Origin of the sequence: Kutzneria viridogrisea DSM 43870, assembly GCF_000525635.1 — a bacterium.
GTDB lineage: Bacteria > Actinomycetota > Actinomycetes > Mycobacteriales > Pseudonocardiaceae > Kutzneria > Kutzneria viridogrisea.
In genome coordinates, this window is sequence record NZ_CP007155.1 from 8424156 (window position 1) to 8439430 (window position 15275).

Annotated in this window: 14 protein-coding genes; 8 read left to right on the forward strand and 6 right to left on the reverse strand. The window is 70.8% G+C overall.

The genetic code is table 11. The features are described from left to right. Nucleotides 1-65: 65 nt before the first annotated feature. Together KALB_RS36605 and KALB_RS36610 are read left to right on the forward strand one after the other, a co-directional pair. Entirely contained in the window at nucleotides 66-416 is a 351-nt protein-coding gene (locus KALB_RS36605; protein WP_025360644.1) for a DUF1304 domain-containing protein, read from the forward strand. 146 nt (nucleotides 417-562) lie between these two features. Beyond that, on the forward strand, nucleotides 563-1822 hold the full coding sequence (locus KALB_RS36610) for a GGDEF domain-containing protein (protein ID WP_042221187.1): 1260 nt from the start codon (nucleotides 563-565) through the stop codon (nucleotides 1820-1822). Between the two features lie 299 nt (nucleotides 1823-2121). Here KALB_RS36610 and KALB_RS36615 read toward each other — a convergent pair whose 3' ends face one another. Beyond that, nucleotides 2122-3051: a LysR family transcriptional regulator gene (locus KALB_RS36615; protein ID WP_025360646.1), complete on the reverse strand. Its 930-nt coding sequence runs from the start codon at nucleotides 3049-3051 to the stop codon at nucleotides 2122-2124. A gap of 69 nt (nucleotides 3052-3120) precedes the next feature. Between KALB_RS36615 and KALB_RS36620 the strand changes: the two genes are divergently transcribed. Then, nucleotides 3121-4023 carry a serine/threonine dehydratase gene (locus KALB_RS36620; RefSeq protein ID WP_042221189.1) on the forward strand — a complete coding sequence of 301 codons (903 nt, stop codon included), beginning with the start codon at nucleotides 3121-3123 and terminating at the stop codon, nucleotides 4021-4023. A 265-nt stretch (nucleotides 4024-4288) separates the two neighbouring features. Here KALB_RS36620 and KALB_RS36625 read toward each other — a convergent pair whose 3' ends face one another. Further along, complete coding sequence (locus KALB_RS36625) at nucleotides 4289-5476, reverse strand: cytochrome P450 family protein (protein WP_025360648.1); 1188 nt, start codon at nucleotides 5474-5476, stop codon at nucleotides 4289-4291. Nucleotides 5477-5567: 91 nt separating this feature from the next. On the opposite strand from KALB_RS36625, the gene KALB_RS36630 reads away from it, so the two are divergent. Beyond that, on the forward strand, nucleotides 5568-5747 hold the full coding sequence (locus tag KALB_RS36630; protein WP_025360649.1) for a hypothetical protein: 180 nt from the start codon (nucleotides 5568-5570) through the stop codon (nucleotides 5745-5747). 1 nt (nucleotide 5748) lies between these two features. Here the strand turns inward: KALB_RS36630 and KALB_RS36635 are convergent, their stop codons facing one another. Next, nucleotides 5749-6975 carry an SGNH/GDSL hydrolase family protein gene (locus tag KALB_RS36635; RefSeq protein WP_025360650.1) on the reverse strand — a complete coding sequence of 409 codons (1227 nt, stop codon included), beginning with the start codon at nucleotides 6973-6975 and terminating at the stop codon, nucleotides 5749-5751. 302 nt (nucleotides 6976-7277) lie between these two features. Here KALB_RS36635 and KALB_RS36640 point away from each other — a divergent pair, with 302 nt between their 5' ends. Beyond that, complete coding sequence (locus KALB_RS36640) at nucleotides 7278-8066, forward strand: hypothetical protein (protein WP_030111976.1); 789 nt, start codon at nucleotides 7278-7280, stop codon at nucleotides 8064-8066. Next, nucleotides 8066-8353, forward strand: a complete 288-nt coding sequence (locus tag KALB_RS36645) for a hypothetical protein (protein WP_025360652.1) — start codon at nucleotides 8066-8068, stop codon at nucleotides 8351-8353. Before KALB_RS36640 ends, KALB_RS36645 begins: the two co-directional genes overlap by 1 nt. A 55-nt stretch (nucleotides 8354-8408) precedes the next feature. Here KALB_RS36645 and KALB_RS36650 read toward each other — a convergent pair whose 3' ends face one another. The 3 genes from KALB_RS36650 to ngcE are packed head-to-tail and all read right to left on the reverse strand — an operon-like array spanning nucleotide 8409 to nucleotide 11676. Further along, nucleotides 8409-9305 carry a carbohydrate ABC transporter permease gene (locus KALB_RS36650; RefSeq protein WP_025360653.1) on the reverse strand — a complete coding sequence of 299 codons (897 nt, stop codon included), beginning with the start codon at nucleotides 9303-9305 and terminating at the stop codon, nucleotides 8409-8411. An 11-nt stretch (nucleotides 9306-9316) separates the two neighbouring features. Continuing rightward, nucleotides 9317-10246 carry a carbohydrate ABC transporter permease gene (locus KALB_RS36655; RefSeq protein WP_025360654.1) on the reverse strand — a complete coding sequence of 310 codons (930 nt, stop codon included), beginning with the start codon at nucleotides 10244-10246 and terminating at the stop codon, nucleotides 9317-9319. Between the two features lie 8 nt (nucleotides 10247-10254). Further along, nucleotides 10255-11676, reverse strand: coding sequence for an N-acetylglucosamine/diacetylchitobiose ABC transporter substrate-binding protein (gene ngcE / locus KALB_RS36660; RefSeq protein WP_025360655.1), 1422 nt, complete (start codon nucleotides 11674-11676; stop codon nucleotides 10255-10257). Nucleotides 11677-11935: 259 nt separating this feature from the next. Between ngcE and KALB_RS36665 the strand changes: the two genes are divergently transcribed. Both KALB_RS36665 and KALB_RS44590 read left to right on the forward strand, forming a co-directional pair. Next, a complete protein-coding gene (locus tag KALB_RS36665) occupies nucleotides 11936-12964 on the forward strand; it encodes a hypothetical protein (protein WP_025360656.1) in 1029 nt (342 codons plus the stop codon). A gap of 48 nt (nucleotides 12965-13012) precedes the next feature. Further along, nucleotides 13013-15247 (forward strand): GAF domain-containing sensor histidine kinase, encoded by a 2235-nt coding sequence (locus tag KALB_RS44590; protein ID WP_148309795.1) that lies wholly within the window; start codon nucleotides 13013-13015, stop codon nucleotides 15245-15247. Nucleotides 15248-15275 lie beyond the last annotated feature (28 nt).

The following is a 15275-nucleotide window of genomic DNA, read 5'->3' on the forward strand; positions in this document are numbered from 1 at the left end:
GGTCCTGCTGGGACGGTCGCGGCGGTGCAGACTGCGCGGAGCAGTTCGCCACGAGGAGGAACCTCATGCACGTCGTCGCCCAGGTGCTGGTCGGGCTGGTCGCCCTGATCCACGTCTACATCCTCGTGCTGGAGATGTTCCTGTGGACGACACCGCGCGGGCGGGCCGCGTTCGGCCTGGAGCCGGAGTTCGCCGAGCAGACCAAGGCGCTGGCCGCCAACCAGGGCCTCTACAACGGCTTCCTGGCCGCCGGGCTGATCTGGGGCCTGATCGGTAGCTGGCCCGCCCAGGTGTTCTTCCTGGTCTGCGTGGTCGTCGCGGGAGTGTACGGCGCGGCCACCGCGAGCAGGCGCATCCTGTACGTGCAGGCGCTGCCGGCCGTGCTGGCGCTGATCGCCGTTCTGGTCTCCGGCTGAGCGCGTCCCGGCTACCATCGGCGCCGGACCGACCCCAGCGAGTGAACTTCCGACGAACTCCCGCCGACGCCTAGCTCTTTCGGGGCTAGTCCTCGGTTCCCGACTCGGCTGATACTGCGTCCACGCGGCCGGGTGGAGGGAGGGTCATGAACCGACCGTTCCCGCTCCGCCCTGCCACGTGGGCGCTGCGCCACGCACCACGAAGCGTGCTCGTGTTCTACCTCAGCGTGGAAGCGCTTGCCTTGGTGCTGGTGTTCGCCCTGCCCAGTCCGGCGCCCACGGGGCTGGACTGGCTGCACTTCGCGGTGCTGCTCGGGCTCGGCGTGGCCCAGGCCGAGCTGTCCCGGCGCACCGAACGGCTGCGCCGCTACCTGGTCGGCACGGTCAACGCCGACATGGCCTCGGTGTGGACCTTCGCGGGCGCGCTGGTGCTGCCCTCGCTGCTGGCCGCCCTGTTGACCGTGGGCGTCTACCTGCACCTGATCGGCCGGGTCTGGCGCGCGCCGTCCAGCCGTCCGACCAACCGGATCGTGTTCAGCGCCAGCACGGTGGTGCTCGCCTGCCTGGCCGTCGGCCCGGTCCTGCGCGCCGTCGCGGGCGGCACCGAACTGGACATGGGCCCGCGCGGGCTGGTGGCCGTGGCGCTCGCGATGCTCGCCTACACGCTGATCAACAGCGTGCTGGTGTTCGTCGGCCTGCGGCTGCGGCACCCGGACAGCCCGCTGAGCACGCTCACCGGCGGCTGGGACAACAACGTGCTCGAACTGGCCACGCTGTGCCTTGGCGCGATGACCGCCGCGGTGCTGGCCTCCCGGCCGTACCTGGTGCCGCTGATCCTGCTGCCGATCGTGATGCTGCACCGCAGCATGCTGATGCGCCAGTTCCAGGAGATGGCCACCCGCGACCAGAAGACCGGGGTACTCAACGCCGTGGCCTGGCACGACGTGGCCACCAGGGAGCTGGACCGCGCCACCAGGCAGCTCGGCGGCTTCGGCGTGCTGATGATCGACATCGACCACTTCAAGCGGGTCAACGACACGCACGGCCACCTGGTCGGCGACACGGTGCTCAAGCACGTGGCGGTGGCGCTGGAGCAGCACGTCCGCGACTACGACTCGGTGGGCCGCTTCGGCGGTGAGGAGTTCGTGGTGCTACTGCCCGAGACGCCGCACGCCGACGTGATCAGCGTGGCCGAGCGCCTGCGCAACGCCATCGGCGACCTGGTGATCCGCGACCAGGCAGCGACCGTGACCGACCTGTCGGCCTCCATCGGCGTGGCGGTCTACCCGCACGACGGGCTGGTGATCGACCGCCTGCTGATGGCCGCCGACAACGCCCTGTACGTGGCCAAGCGCACCGGCCGCAACCGGGTCGTCAGCCTGGCCGACCGCGGCGAATCCGCCTGACCCTCGGCGAGCGGCCCACCCCGCAGCGACCCAGCAGCGCGTGTCGGACGTTCCGGTACCGCGTGTCGGCGCTTGCGGTACGCGGTCTCACGGGCTGGGAAACCGCCCGCTGAGTGCGAACACACCGTCCGCGAAGCGCCGACACGCGGGGCCCACCCGGTGAGTCCGCGCTTTCGGTACGGCGAGTCCCGCCCTGGGGCACGCGAGTCCCGGCCTCAGGCACGCGAGTCCCGCGCAGCCGCAGCCGAATCCCGCCTTGGGGCACGCGAGTCCCGCTCTGGGGAGCGCGAGTCCCGGCCTCAGGCAGGCGAATCCCGGGCAGCCGCGGGCGAGTCCCGCGCAGGTGAGGGCTCCAGCACCTCGCCGAGCAGCGCCACGAGTTCGGCGACGAGTGCGGGCGGGCGCTTGCGGTGCACGACGTAGATCTCGCGGGCCGGGCGGATCCCACGCAGCTCGCGGACCGCCAGCCTGCTGGTGTCGATCTGGCTGAGCACGGTGATCGGCACCAACGAGATGCCCAGCCCGGCGGCGATGAGCGCGAGCGTCACCTCGTAGTCACGGGTCTCGTAGGCGACGTGCGGGCGCACTCCCGCGGCGCCGGCCAGGTGGTCCAGGCAGATCCGGTTGGGGATGCCCAGACCGCCGGAGATCCAGTCCTGGTCGGCCAGGTCGGCGAGTCCGATGTGGCCGGTGGCCCTGGGGTGGCCCGCGGGCAGCACGAGCCGCAGCGGGTCGGTGAGCAAACGCTTGCGGTGCAGGCCTGTGGCGCTGGGCAGGGTGCCGCCCGGGTAGCGGTGGGTGATGAGCAGGTCCAGGTCGCGCGAGGTGACCAGCCCGTAGCCCTCGGGCGGCTCGACGTCCACGAGGGACAGTTGCGCCGTGGGGTGCCTGCGGCGCAGGGCGGACAGCGCTTCCGGCACGAGCACCTTGCCCGCGGAGGAGAACGTGCCGATGGCCACGCGCTGCGGTTCGGCGCCGCGCACGGCCAGTTCGGCCTCACGCAGGTCGCCGAGCACGCGTTCGCCGTAACCGAGCAGGACCCGGCCGTTGGCCGTGAGGCGGACCCCGGTCGGGCCGCGCTCGACGAGTCGGCAGCCGACCTCGCGTTCGAGCTTGGCCAACTGCTGGGACAGCGCGGAGGGCGTGAACGACATGCGCTGTGCCGCCGCGGCGATGGAACCGGCATGCGCGACTTCGACCAGCACGCGCAGCCTGGCCAGGTCGAGCATTAAGTGCTCCTAAGGTCGGGCCATTAGACTTCACTGGCGATTATGGCTGCTCCGGCTCACAGTGGTGCCATGAACAAGCCGACCGCAGCCGATGTCGCCGAGGCGACCGACCGGATCCGCCCCTACACCAGGCGCACGCCGTTGCTGCGCACCGAAGTGGACGGCAGGCCGCTGGTGCTGAAGCTGGAGCACCTGCAACTGAGCGGGTCCTTCAAGCTGCGCGGCGCGGTCAACGCCCTGCGCCACGGGGAGCGGCCGGACCAGGTGGTGACGGCCTCCGGTGGCAACCACGGGCTGGCGGTGGCCACGGCGGCCGGGCTGCTCGGCGTGCAGGCCACGGTCTACGTGCCGGAGGGCACCCCGGCGGGCAAGGCGCGGCGGATCGAGGCCGCGGGCGCCAAGCTGGTGCGACACGGTCGGCACTACGCGGAGGCCGCGGCCGCTGCCGTGGACGAGGCGGCGGCGAGCGGCGCCAGGTACCTGCCCGCCTACGACGACCCCGCGGTGGTGGCGGGCCAGGGCACGATGGGTGCCGAGATCGTCGCCGACGCACCCGAGGTGGACGCCGTACTGGTCGCGGTCGGCGGCGGCGGGCTGGCCGCGGGCACCGCGCTGGCGATCGGTCCCCGGCAGACGGTCGCCGTGGAGCCGGAGGGGTGCAGCGCGCTGCACCAGGCGCTGGCGGCCGGTGAGCCGGTGGACGTGGCGGTGGAGTCGGTGGCCTCCTCGGCGCTGGGCGCGACGCGGGTGGGCGCCGTGCCGTTCGCGGTGCTCAACGCGCCGGGGACCAGGTCTGTGCTGGTCAGCGACGCGGAACTGCTCGCGGCCCGGGACCGGTTGTGGGAGGAGTTCCGGCTCGCCGTCGAGCCTGCGGCAGCCGTGCCGTTCGCGGCCTGGCTGGCGGGCCGGGTGTCGGCCGAACTGCCGTGTGTCGTGCTGTGCGGGGCGAACACGGACTGGACGCCTGCCTGAGCGGGCCGGGTGGCGTGAAGGTGGCTTTCACTGCGCTGGACGCAGTGAAAGCCACCTTCACGCCACTCCGGGTCTGCCTCCCGCCCTGCGGCACCGCCCATGCCGCTGACGGGACTCACGCCCGGGTAAGCGGGATTCACGCGCGCCGGAACGGGACTCGTCCACACCAGAGCGGGACTCGCCGCCGCCAAAGCGGGACTCACGCCCGAGTGAACGGGACTCACGCGCACCAAAGCGGGACTCGCCGACCGGGTGTGAGCCGCTTTCAGGCCGTTACGGGCAGGCTCACCAGTCCGCGCATCACGCGGCAGGGGTGCCAGCGCAGGGCGTCCTCGGGCACGGCAAGGCGCGGGTCGCCGAGCCGGTCGAGCAGCAGCCGGAACGCGATGCCGCCTTCGAGCCGAGCCAGGGCGGCGCCGACGCAGAAGTGCGGTCCGCGGCCGAAGGCGAGGTGCTCGTTGGGGTCGCGGGCCAGGTCGAGCACGTCAGGCTCGGGGAACCTGGCCTCGTCGCGGTTGGCGGAGCCGATCAGCAGGCTCACGATGTCGCCGGACTGGATCGTGTTGCCGTGCAAGGAGATCGGCTCGGCGGCCACGCGGAACGTGGCGTTGCGGACCGGCGAGTCGTAGCGCAGCAGTTCCTCGACCCCGGTGCGCATCAGCTCGGGCTCCTCGCGCAGCCGCCGCAGCTGCTCGGGGTTGCGCAGCAGCGCGAGCATGCCGTTGCCGATCAGGTTGACGGTCGTGTCGTGCCCGACGAGCAGCAGCAGGTAGGCGGTGCTGACCAGTTCCTCCTCGGTGAGCCGGTCACCGCGGGCGTGCGCCAGCGCACCGAGCAGGTCCAGCTCCGTGGCAGCGCCCAACCGCTTGCACGCCACCAACTGCCGAAGGAAGACCTGCAACTGCTCACGCGTGTCGCTGGCGTGGCTGGGCACCATGGTGTCGGCGAGCAGTTGGCGGGTGGCCGGGGTGATCAGCTGCTCGGGCACGCCGAGGATCGTGCAGATCAGCGTGAACGTCAGCGGCAGGGCGAAGTCCTCGATCAGGTCCATGCCCTGAGCCGGGTCGGCGCGATCGAGCAGTTGCCGCGCGGTACCGGCGATGAGCGGCTCCAGCGCGGCGATGCGCCGGGGCAGGAAGGCCGCGCCCACCAGCTTGCGCAGCCTGGCGTGCTCCGGCGGGTCGGCGTGCACGAGGTGCCGGTTCGCGCCGAGCGGGCCCGACACGTAGCCGGGGACCAGGTCGGGGTTCTTGCTCAGCCGCTGGTCGGCGAGCAGGGACAGCACGTCCTCGTAGCGCGAGACGTACCAGACCGTGTAACCGCCCGCGCGCAACTCGGGCAGGGCGGGCGCGTTCGCGCGCAGCCAGCCGAAGTACGGGTAGGGGTCCCGCCCGCGCTGGGCGGACAACTGCCTTGGCACCACGGGCACCGCCAGCACACGTGCGTCGACCATGGTTGCCTTCCACGAGGATTTTTCGATCTACCACGGAATATACGGTCGACCGGCCGTCGATCTCGCGCTCCGCCACTCGACCGTGTGAGGGGTGAACGCGGTGCCGTTCGGCGACTTGACACCGGTTCCCGGTGGAGCCGACTACCAGGCCCGCGCCGACCAGCACTACACCACCACGTGCAGCGGCCAGCACCGCAACCAGTGGTTGGCGGTGCTGGCCGCGTCCCTGCTGACTCAGCGCACCTTCGTGCCCCCGACCGGGCTCAGGTAGCTCAGCGGAACCAGCGGGTGTCGATCGCCTGCGCCATCGCGCGATAGCCCGCGTCGTTGGGGTGCAGGTGGTCTCCGCTGTCGAAGGCCGGGTTGATCCGGCTCGGCTGGGCGGCGTCGCGGGTGGCCGCGTCGAAGTCCACCACCCCGTCGAAACCGTCACGGTGCCCAGCGGTGGACCGCAGCCAGGCGTTGACCTGCTGCCGCTTGGCCTCGTTGGCGGGCTTGTCGTAGCCCGAGCCCGCGATCGCCGTCAGCGTGGCCCCGTAGACACGCAGCCCGTGTTCGTGGCCCCGCGCGACCAACTGCTGGTAGCCCTGCACCAACTGGTCGACGGTGATCCCCTCCTGCGGGCGGTCCGCCGTGCCGGGCAGCCCGATGTCGTTGATGCCGATCAGGACCACCGCGTACCGCGCGCCCGGCTTGGTCAGCACGTCCCGGTCGAACCGGGCCAGGCCGTTGGGCCCGACGATGTCGTGCAGCAGCCGGTTGCCCGCGATGCCCTCGTCGAGCACCGACAGGCCCCTGCCCGCCAGCCGGTCGGCCAGGTAGTTCGGCCAGCGGCGGTTGGCGTCCACAGTGGACCCGGTGCCGTCGGTGATCGAGTCGCCGAAGGCCACCACCGCCTCGGTGGGCCGCTGGGTGCTCACCTCCACGTCGCTGAGGAAGAACCAGCTGGTGGTGGTGCTCGCGGCGGTCAGGTTCGCCGCCCCGACCTGGTTGCCGGCGGCCACGTACGAGGTCTGGCGCGCGTCGAAGTGCTGGGTGGGCACGCCGGTGTCCTGCGGCAGGTACAGGTCGACGGCCAGGTCGGCGCCGGCGCTCACGCGCAGGTCGACCGGGTCGGAGAGCACCTCGGCGCCGACCGGCACCGTGATGGTCTGCCGCCCGCCGAAGGTCAGCGCCCGCGCCGAGCCGGTGTCCACGGCCGAGCCGCTGGTGCGCTTGGCCAGGCGGGCCGCGCCGATCACCAGCGGGTGCTCGCCGAAGGTGTTGGCCAGCCGCACGCGGGCACGGGTGCCGTCGGTCCCCGGGTGCACGACCTCACGCAGGGTCTGGTCCGCGAACGGCTTGGCGTCCGGGATGAACGGGATCCCGCCGTGCCCGGACTGCGGTGCGGCGGCCCAGGTGTCCACCCAGTGCTCGCGCTGCGGTGCGGCGGTGGCGGGCACGGCGGCCAGCGCGGCGACCGCGGCCAGCACGGCGGCGCCGAGACGTGTACTGATCACGACAACTCCCCCTCTTCGGTGTTGACCTCCGGTGGAACCTCGCGACCCCTCGCGATCCTTCCCGGTCGTGACCCAGGCCACACTTCGATCAGATTGAAATTTCAACGAAAAACTGCGAACCGGACCGCAATTGTCAGAAATGAGCACTGAATACCACGCGCATCCCAACCGGTTACTCCGTTCAGCCGGACGCGAGAGAGAGGGCGGTCACACCGCCGTTAAATCCTCTTGCTGAGCCTTCTGGTCATTCCTAACGTTTTTCCCGGTTCACAAAACCGCCGCTTCGACCGAAAGAGGAAATTGTGCACAAGTGGTTTCTGCGCGCGGCTGTGGTGGCCGCGGTCGGGTTCGGGCTTCCGACCCTCATCGCCACGACCGCTCAAGCCGCCGCCGTTGCCGCCCCCACGCCCCGGGCTCCGCTGGCCCCGCCGCTGGCAGAGGACAGGTCCTACCGGACCTGGCGGGTCGAGGACTACGTGGAAGCGTGGGAGAGGTACCACGGACGCGAGATGACCGAGGACGAGCGGGAGAACCTGGCGCGCGGCTGCATCGGGGTGACCGTGGTCAACCTCAACCGCGAGGACCTGAGCAACCCGCCGCTGAACCTGTCCTTCGGCAGCCTGCGGACCGCAGAGGCGGTGCAGGCCGCGCTGAACAAGATCGTCGACACCCACCCGAGCCCGGCCCAGTACGAGGCGGCCGTGGCCAAGGACCCGATCCTCAAGCGGCTGAAGAACGTCGTCAAGGCCCTGCCGAGCTGGATCGACTCGGCCAAGCTCAAGGCCTCGATCTTCTCCAAGCGCTTCTACTCCTGGCAGAACCCCGACTGGTCCGAGGAGCGGGCCCACACCACCTACCGGCCGGACCGCGAGACCGACCAGGTAGACATGAGCACCTACCGGTACCGCGCGCGCCCGGGATATGTGAACTTCGACTACGGTTGGTTCGATCAGGACACCAACACCTGGTGGCACGCCAATCACGAGGAGCCGCGCATGGTGGTCTACCAGAGCACGCTGAGGCACTACTCGCGCCCTTTGCAGGATTTCGACGAGCAGGTCTTCACGGTGGCATTCGCGAAGAAGGACTGATGAGCGAGCCCGCGAGCGAATCGATGAGCACGGAACGAGTGGTGAGCCTGCGCGGAACTGCCCGCAACGCACACGCGGGCGCCGTCCTGGTGCGCGGTGAGCAGGAGCCCCCGGTCTACATCGCCGGGCTGGCCGAGTGGGGCGAGCTGGCGGACCGGGAGGTGGAGGTGGTCGGCGTGCTCAGCGAGGACCGGATCACCCCCGAACCGTCCACCGGGCCCCTACCCAGCCACGGCGTCCCCGGCACGATCCACCTGCTGCTGGACGCCTCCTGGCGCACGCTCTGACGCCGTGAAGGTGGCTTTCACTGCGCTGGGCGCAGTGAAAGCCACCTTCACGCCACTACTTGAGCGTGCCCGCGGTCAGTCCCGCCTGGACCTGGCGCTGGAAGAGCACGTAGACGGCCAGCATCGGCAGCATGGCGATGGTCATGCCGGCGAACAGCCCCGACCAGTCCGACTTGTAGCCCTGGCTGACGGCCAGGTTGAGCAGGCCCTGCGCCAGCACGGAGTGGTCGGTGTCGGTGCCGGACTGGCGCTGCATGAGCACCAGCGGCAGCAGGTACTGGTTCCACTGGCCGATGACGTTGAAGATGCCGATGCTCAGCAGCCCCGGCTTGGCCATCGGCAGCATCACCCGCAGGAACAGCCCCGAGTGCGAGGCCCCGTCGAGCAGACCCGCCTCGGCAACCTCGGTGGGCAGGGTGCGGAAGAAGGAGTGCAGGAAGAACACGGTGAACGGCAGCGAGTACGCCACGTACACCAGGATCAGTCCGAGGTAGGAGTTCAGCCCCAGGTACGGCCCGACAACCGGGACGTTGCCCAGGTTGCCGACGATCCGGTACAGCGGCACCAGGGCCAGGAAGATCGGCAGGGTGAGCCCGGCGACGAAGGCGTAGTAGACGACCCTGTTGCCGGGGAAGGGGTAGCGGGCCAGCACGTAGGCGGCCATCGCACCGAGCAGCATGGTCAGGCTGACCCCGCCGATCAGCACGATGATCGTGTTGACGAAGAACTCGCCGATGTGGCCGCCGGTCCAGGCCCGGCCGAAGTTCTCCCAGTGCAGCTCGGTGGGCAGCGCCCAGGGGCTGGACAGGATCTCCGCGTCGCTCTTGAGCGAGGAGACCAGGGCCCACAGCAAGGGCAGCACCACCATCGCCGCCCACAGCAGCAGGAAGCCCTGCGAGAACAGGTTGACAACGCCGAAGGAGCCCCGTGCGGGCCGGGCGGTCTCGGTCATGGCAGCTCCCCTCAGTACTCGATGCGCTCGCGCCGGGTGACCCGCAGCTGCACGACCGCCAGCAGCAGGGAGAACACCGCGAGCGCGACGCCCATGGCGCAGGCGTAGCCGAACTTGCCCTGGCTGAACGCGGTCCGGTACAGCACGTTGGAGATCAGCTCGCTGGCGTGGTTCGGACCACCGCCGCCGGACTCCGGGGTGAGGCCGGTGACCAGCGCGAAACCGTCCAGCGCGATGAAGCCCAGGTACACCCAGGCCACCGACACGGTGTCGCGCAGCAGCGGCAGGGTGATCCGGAAGAAGGTCGGCGCGCGACCGGCCCCGTCCAGCAGCGCGGCCTCGTAGATCTCCCGCGGGATCGAGCGCATGGCCGCCGAGAACAGCACCATGTAGAAGCCGACCCCGCTCCACACCATGACGAACAGCAGGCACCACAGGACCAGGTCCGGGTTGCTGAACCACTGCACGGGGCGCGCCGCGTCAACCAGCCCGAGCTTGATCAGCGTGGCGTTGAGCAGGCCGAGCCCGTCTGTGCGGAACACCGACTGGAACAGCACCACGACGATCGCCACGGACAGCACCTGCGGGAAGAACAGCACCACTTTGTACGTGCCCGAACCGCGCACCCCGCGCACGCCCGCGCTGTCCGAGCGCCCGCCAACGTTGAGCAGGAACGCCAGGAACAGCGCGATCAGGATCGTGGTCAACGGCATCAGCACGAGCAGGAAGGCGTTGTGCAGCACGGCCTTCTGGAACACCTCGTCACCGAGCAGCGCGGCGTAGTTGCCCAGCCCGAGGAAGTTCTGCTCGCTGGAGAAGCCGCCCCAGTCGGTGAACGAGTAGAACACCGTCTGCACGAACGGGGACACCACGTACATGGCGTAGAGCACGATCGGGACCAGCAGGAAGCCGGCCACGAACGGCAGTCGGCGGTGGTTCATGCGCCTGCCTACTTGTCGCGGTGGTACTTGGCGACCGACTTGTCGGCCGCGATCTTGTCCGAGGCGGCCTGCACCTTGTCGATCCACTGCTTCGCGGTGAAGCGACCGGCCATCAGCTCGCCGTTGGCCGCCTCCCACTCGCTGCGCAGCGGCTTGTACCAGTCGATGAACGAGCGGAAGTGGATGATGTTGTCCCCGGCCGCGGTGGCGATCTTGTTGGCCGAGGTGAGCGCGGTGGAGGTGGTCACGCTGTCCGCCGAGCCCTTGACGATGGACAGCGAGCTGGTCAGCTCGGCGTACTTCTTCGCGGCGTCCTTGCTCAGCATGATGCGCAGGAACTCCAGGCCCCCGTTGACGTTGTGCGCCTTCGATGGCACGACGAAGGGCTCGCTGGCCTCGGCGCGCACGGCACCGTAGGGCAGCGCGTCGTGGTCGGTCAGCGAGGGCATCGGGATGACGGTCAGCTCGGTGCCCGGCGGGATGGTCTTGCGCATCTCGTTCTCGAACCAGCTGCCCACCGGGATGAAGGCTGCCTTGCCGTCCAGGAACGCCTGCTGGGACTCGGTGTGCGACATGCCCTCGGACCCGGCCAGCACCCAGCCGTTGTGCACCAGCTCCAGGGTGGCCTCCAGGGCGGCGGTCACCGCGTCGTTGCGCCAGGCGCCGGGCACCAGGTTGTCGATGTCCACCGACAGCTTCTGCCCGCCGAGCTTGGCCACCCAGTCGGTGATCGGCACCCCGATGTAGTACGGGTACTTGCCCGCGTGCACGAACGGGGCGATGCCCGCCGCCTTGATCTTCGGCGCGAGCTCCTTGAACTCGGCCCAGGTCTTGGGCGGCTGCCAGCCCTTGTCCCGGAACAGCTTCGCGTTGTACCAGAGCCCGTACACGGTGTAGTTGTAGTTGAGGATGAACACCTTGCCGTTGTAGGTGCCGATGTCCAGCGAGCCGGGCAGCAGGGTGTCGCGCACCTTGGTGTTCGGGTCGTCGATGCTCGGGGCGTCCAGCAGCGGGGCCAGGTCGGTCAGCGCGTTGTTGTTGACCAGCGTGCCGGGGCTGATCTGGCCGTCGCCGGAGTCGTTGACCATGTCCGGCGGGTTGCCGTTGGCGAACCGGGGCTGCAACAGGTCGGAGATCTTCTGCGTGGCCGTGTGGCTGACCTTGGCGTTGGGAAAGGCCTTGCTGTAGAGCGACTCGTCGTACTTGGCGTAGTCCTCGCCGAGGCCGCCGTTGAAGATCACCACGTCCAGCGGGGCGTCGGCGGCCACCCCCAGCGGGTTGGTGGCGCTCTTGGCCCCGGTGACCGGGCCGGTGGCCGGGCCGCCACCGCCGCCCGCGCAGGCGCTGAGCAGGCCCGCGGCCGGTCCGGCCAGCACCGCGAGGGCCGCCGCCCTGGACAGCAGGTGTCGACGTGAGATTTCCGAGGACATCGTTGTTCCCCCGCATTCGGCTGGCAAGTGGCTCAGGTCACAGAACCGGCCCCTCCCGGTCCAGACCAGGGACCGTAGTCGGCCGCACCGGGTTTGTGGAGCACCCGGCGGAAAAAGTCCTACACATCGTGACGGTCGCAGGGCTGCGAGTACTCCTCTCGCGCGTGCGCACGCGCCCGGGTGGGTCCACTCGGTTGAGTTTTCCGGCAAAACGGGCATTACGCCAGCGGGCCCCGGGCACGGCGTGTTGGATGTGCCCATGGAGTCCGACGAGGAGTGGATCGCCCGGCTGAGGCGCACCGCACTGGAGGACGCCGAGGACATCACACCCCGCCCCGCCTTCCCGGTGTACGGCCTGGACGCCCCCGACCTGGGGCTGGGTGTGCTCAGCTCGCTCGGCCACAGTGAGGACACCTCGGATGAGGTGACGCTGGCCTACGGCGACCCGCTGGCCCAGGACGGCCCGCACGTGTCGATCAACACCGCGCTGCCCACCGGCGGCCAGGGCGACGCCAGCGGCCCGCTGCGCAGGATGCTGGACGAGGAGCACAACCGGATCGTGGACCACGCCGGGGTCGAGGACCCCGACGCGGGCGAGCCCGCCGTGCTCTCGTGCACCAACACCGCGGTGGACGGCGAGGTGCTCTCCGGCCCGATCTACCGCGAGGGTCCGGTGTGGACGGCCCGGTTCGCGGTGGCCGGGGTGGTGGTCACGGTGATCGCCCGCGGGGTGGAGCCCGGCGAACTGCGGCTGACAGCCGTACAGGACCTGCGGCCGTACCTGGACCGCCGTGCCGAGTGGATCGCCCGGCTGGTGGAGGCGCACAGCAGGCGGCCGGTGCCGGAACTGCCGCCCGCACAGGGCGTCGAGGTGTACCGGATCCTGGTCACCGAGCTGATCGACTTCCAGGCGCGCACCCAGCAGGCGGTGCTGGCCGGGCGGCTGCCGAGGCGGCGGGTCGGCGACGGGCGGCTGTACGGCCCGATGTGGCAGCGGGCGGTGCGGGCGCTGGAGCGCGGCACGGGGGTCACCAAGGAGGCGGCCAACCGCACGGTGACCTCCATGGTCAACCAGCTGACCAAGCTCGCCGAGCGGGCCGAGTGGTTCGGCCAGGACGAGGCGCTGCGGCAGGCCGCCGTGGACGAGACGATCCGGTACGCCACCGAGGGCGGGCAGGTGCCCAGCCAGGCGGCGCAGCTGGCCTGGGAGCTGACCTGGCCGCAGGGTGCGGTCGAGCAGACCCAGCGCTGGCTGGACGAGTGGCAGAAGTGGGCGGCCAACCGCTGAGTCACGCTCAGCGCTGTATCTCGAGGGCGGCGGCACGTCCTTGTGATCGTGTCCGACAGAGCTGAGGGCGGCGCGAGCACACGTTTGGTGGTACTGCTCGCCCTCCTGCTGGCGGTGCTGTCGGCGGCGGGCGTGTGGGTGCGGGCCACCGGCCCCTCGGACGGCACGGTGATCAACAACGCGGACGTGCTGCTGTCCAACGGCGCACTGGTGGTCCGCGAGGACCTGCCCGGCCGGGAGCTGCTCGCCGGGGACGTGCTGGTCTCGGTGGACGGTCACGAGCTGGCCCAGTGGCTGGCGCACGGCATCGGTGGCGAACCGGTCGCGATGGGCCAGCGGGTGGACTACGAGGTGCTGCGCGGCGGGCACACCGTGCACACCAGCGTGCTGCTGCACCCGTTCGACCTGGGCGGGGCGCTGCTCAAGCACTGGAGCCTGGTGCTGCTGATGGCCATGCTGGTCGGCACCTCGGTGTTCGTCTACCGCCAGCGCCCGGGCAACCCCGCGGCCGTGGCCGCACTGATCACCAGCATGTTCGCCGCGGCCAGTGGGATCACCAACGGGGTGGTCGACCTACAGGCGATCGACCTGGTCGGCGGGGACCAGTTCTGGCGCTGGTGGCTGGCGGAGCTTGCCGCCGGTCCGATCCTCGGCGGCATGCTGCACCTGACGCTGGTGTTCCCCGAGCCGAACACGATCCGGCGGCTGCGGCGCTGGACCGCGCTGGTCTACGCCGGGCCCACCCTGCTGTACCTGGTGTCGGTCGGCACCCGGCTGCCGCTGGCCAGGACCCCGCTGGAGCGGCTGGAGGTGCTCGGCCAGCCGCTGTGGCTGGTGCAGTACGTCTACACCCCGCTGATCCTGATCATGCTCGTGCGCACCTACCGCGTCGCCCCCGACCAGCTGACCCGCCACCGGCTGCGCTGGCTGGCGCTGCCCCTGGGCGGCGGGCAGGGCCTGTACCTGCTGCTGTGGATCCTGCCGCACCAGCTGACCGGCAGCACCCCGCTGGGCTGGCCGCTGGTGCACCTGGTGTTCATCCCCATCCCGATCGCGCTGGCCGCGGCGATCCTGCGCTACAACGCGCTGGACATCGACATCGTGCTGGGCCGCTCACTGCTCTACACCGCGCTGAGCGTGGGCGTGATCGGCATCTACCTGGGCGTGGTGGGCCTGCTCAACGCCTTCGCCCAGCCGCTGGACGAGCCGTGGCGGCAGATCGCCGCCGCCACGGTGGTCGTCGTGCTCGGCAACCCGCTGCGCACCCGCCTGCAGAGCGCGATCAACCAGTGGCTGTTCGGGGACCGCGACGACCCGTACCGCGTGGTGTCCACGCTCGCCGCCACGCTGGAGTCCAGCCACCTGCCCGCCTCCCTGCTCGGCGCCGTCGTGGAGACCGTGGGCACCGCGCTGCGCCTGCCCTACGTGGCCATCGAGCACAGCGGGGAGCACGAGCCCGCCGCCGGCTACGGCACGCCCGCCGGGGAGCTGGCCCGGTTCCCGCTGGTGTACCAGGGCTCACTGGTCGGCACCCTGGTCGCCGCCAGCCGCACACCCCGCGAGCCGCTGCGGCGCAGGGACCGCAGGGCGCTCACCGAGATCGCCCGGCACGCCGGCGCCGCCGTGTACTCGGCGCGGGTCACCGAGGACCTCCAGCGCAGCCGGGACCGGCTCGTCCGCGCGCGTGAGGAGGAACGCCGCAGGCTGCTGCACGACCTGCACGACGGGGTGGGCCCCACGCTCGCCGCGGTCGCGCTCGGCCTGTCGCTGGCGGAGAGCGCCGTGGACTCCGACGCCGACTCGGCCAAGGCGCTGATGGGCACGCTGGCCGCCGAGTTGCAGGGCGCCATCGGGGAGATCCGCCGCGTGGCCGCCGACCTGCGGCCCACCGCGCTGGAACGGCTCGGGCTGGTCAGCGCCCTGCACGAGCACGTCGGCACACTGGTGGAACGGCTCACCGTGGCGATCGAGATCGACACCCCCGAGCGGTTGCCGCCCCTGCCCGCCGCGGTGGAGGTCGCCGCCTACCGGATCGCCTGCGAGGCGCTGACCAACGTCACCCGGCACGCCCACGCGGACCGCTGCCTGCTGCGGCTCTGGGTGGACCGGGACCTGCACCTGGAGGTCACCGACAACGGCACCGGCCTGGTGGGCGGGCCGCGCACCGGCGTGGGCCTGAGCTCGATGGGCGAGCGCGCGGCCGAACTCGGCGGCCAGTTCCACGTGGCCCCACTCACCCCGCACGGCACCCGCGTACTGGCCCGCCTCCCCCTCACGACTTGACCCGCGGGGGTTCGGCGCGTGTCGGCGC

Excerpts from the sequence above, each read along its gene's own strand:
- KALB_RS36650 (WP_025360653.1), bottom strand. The coding sequence starts at position 9,305 with ATGACCGAGACCGCCCGGCCCGCACGGGGCTCCTTCGGCGTTGTCAAC.
- ngcE (WP_025360655.1), bottom strand. The coding sequence starts at position 11,676 with ATGTCCTCGGAAATCTCACGTCGACACCTGCTGTCCAGGGCGGCGGCC.
- KALB_RS36665 (WP_025360656.1), top strand. The coding sequence starts at position 11,936 with ATGGAGTCCGACGAGGAGTGGATCGCCCGGCTGAGGCGCACCGCACTG.
- KALB_RS36610 (WP_042221187.1), top strand. The coding sequence starts at position 563 with ATGAACCGACCGTTCCCGCTCCGCCCTGCCACGTGGGCGCTGCGCCAC.
- KALB_RS36605 (WP_025360644.1), top strand. The coding sequence starts at position 66 with ATGCACGTCGTCGCCCAGGTGCTGGTCGGGCTGGTCGCCCTGATCCAC.
- KALB_RS36615 (WP_025360646.1), bottom strand. The coding sequence starts at position 3,051 with ATGCTCGACCTGGCCAGGCTGCGCGTGCTGGTCGAAGTCGCGCATGCC.
- KALB_RS36625 (WP_025360648.1), bottom strand. The coding sequence starts at position 5,476 with ATGGTCGACGCACGTGTGCTGGCGGTGCCCGTGGTGCCAAGGCAGTTG.
- KALB_RS36655 (WP_025360654.1), bottom strand. The coding sequence starts at position 10,246 with ATGAACCACCGCCGACTGCCGTTCGTGGCCGGCTTCCTGCTGGTCCCG.
- KALB_RS36645 (WP_025360652.1), top strand. The coding sequence starts at position 8,066 with ATGAGCGAGCCCGCGAGCGAATCGATGAGCACGGAACGAGTGGTGAGC.
- KALB_RS36620 (WP_042221189.1), top strand. The coding sequence starts at position 3,121 with ATGAACAAGCCGACCGCAGCCGATGTCGCCGAGGCGACCGACCGGATC.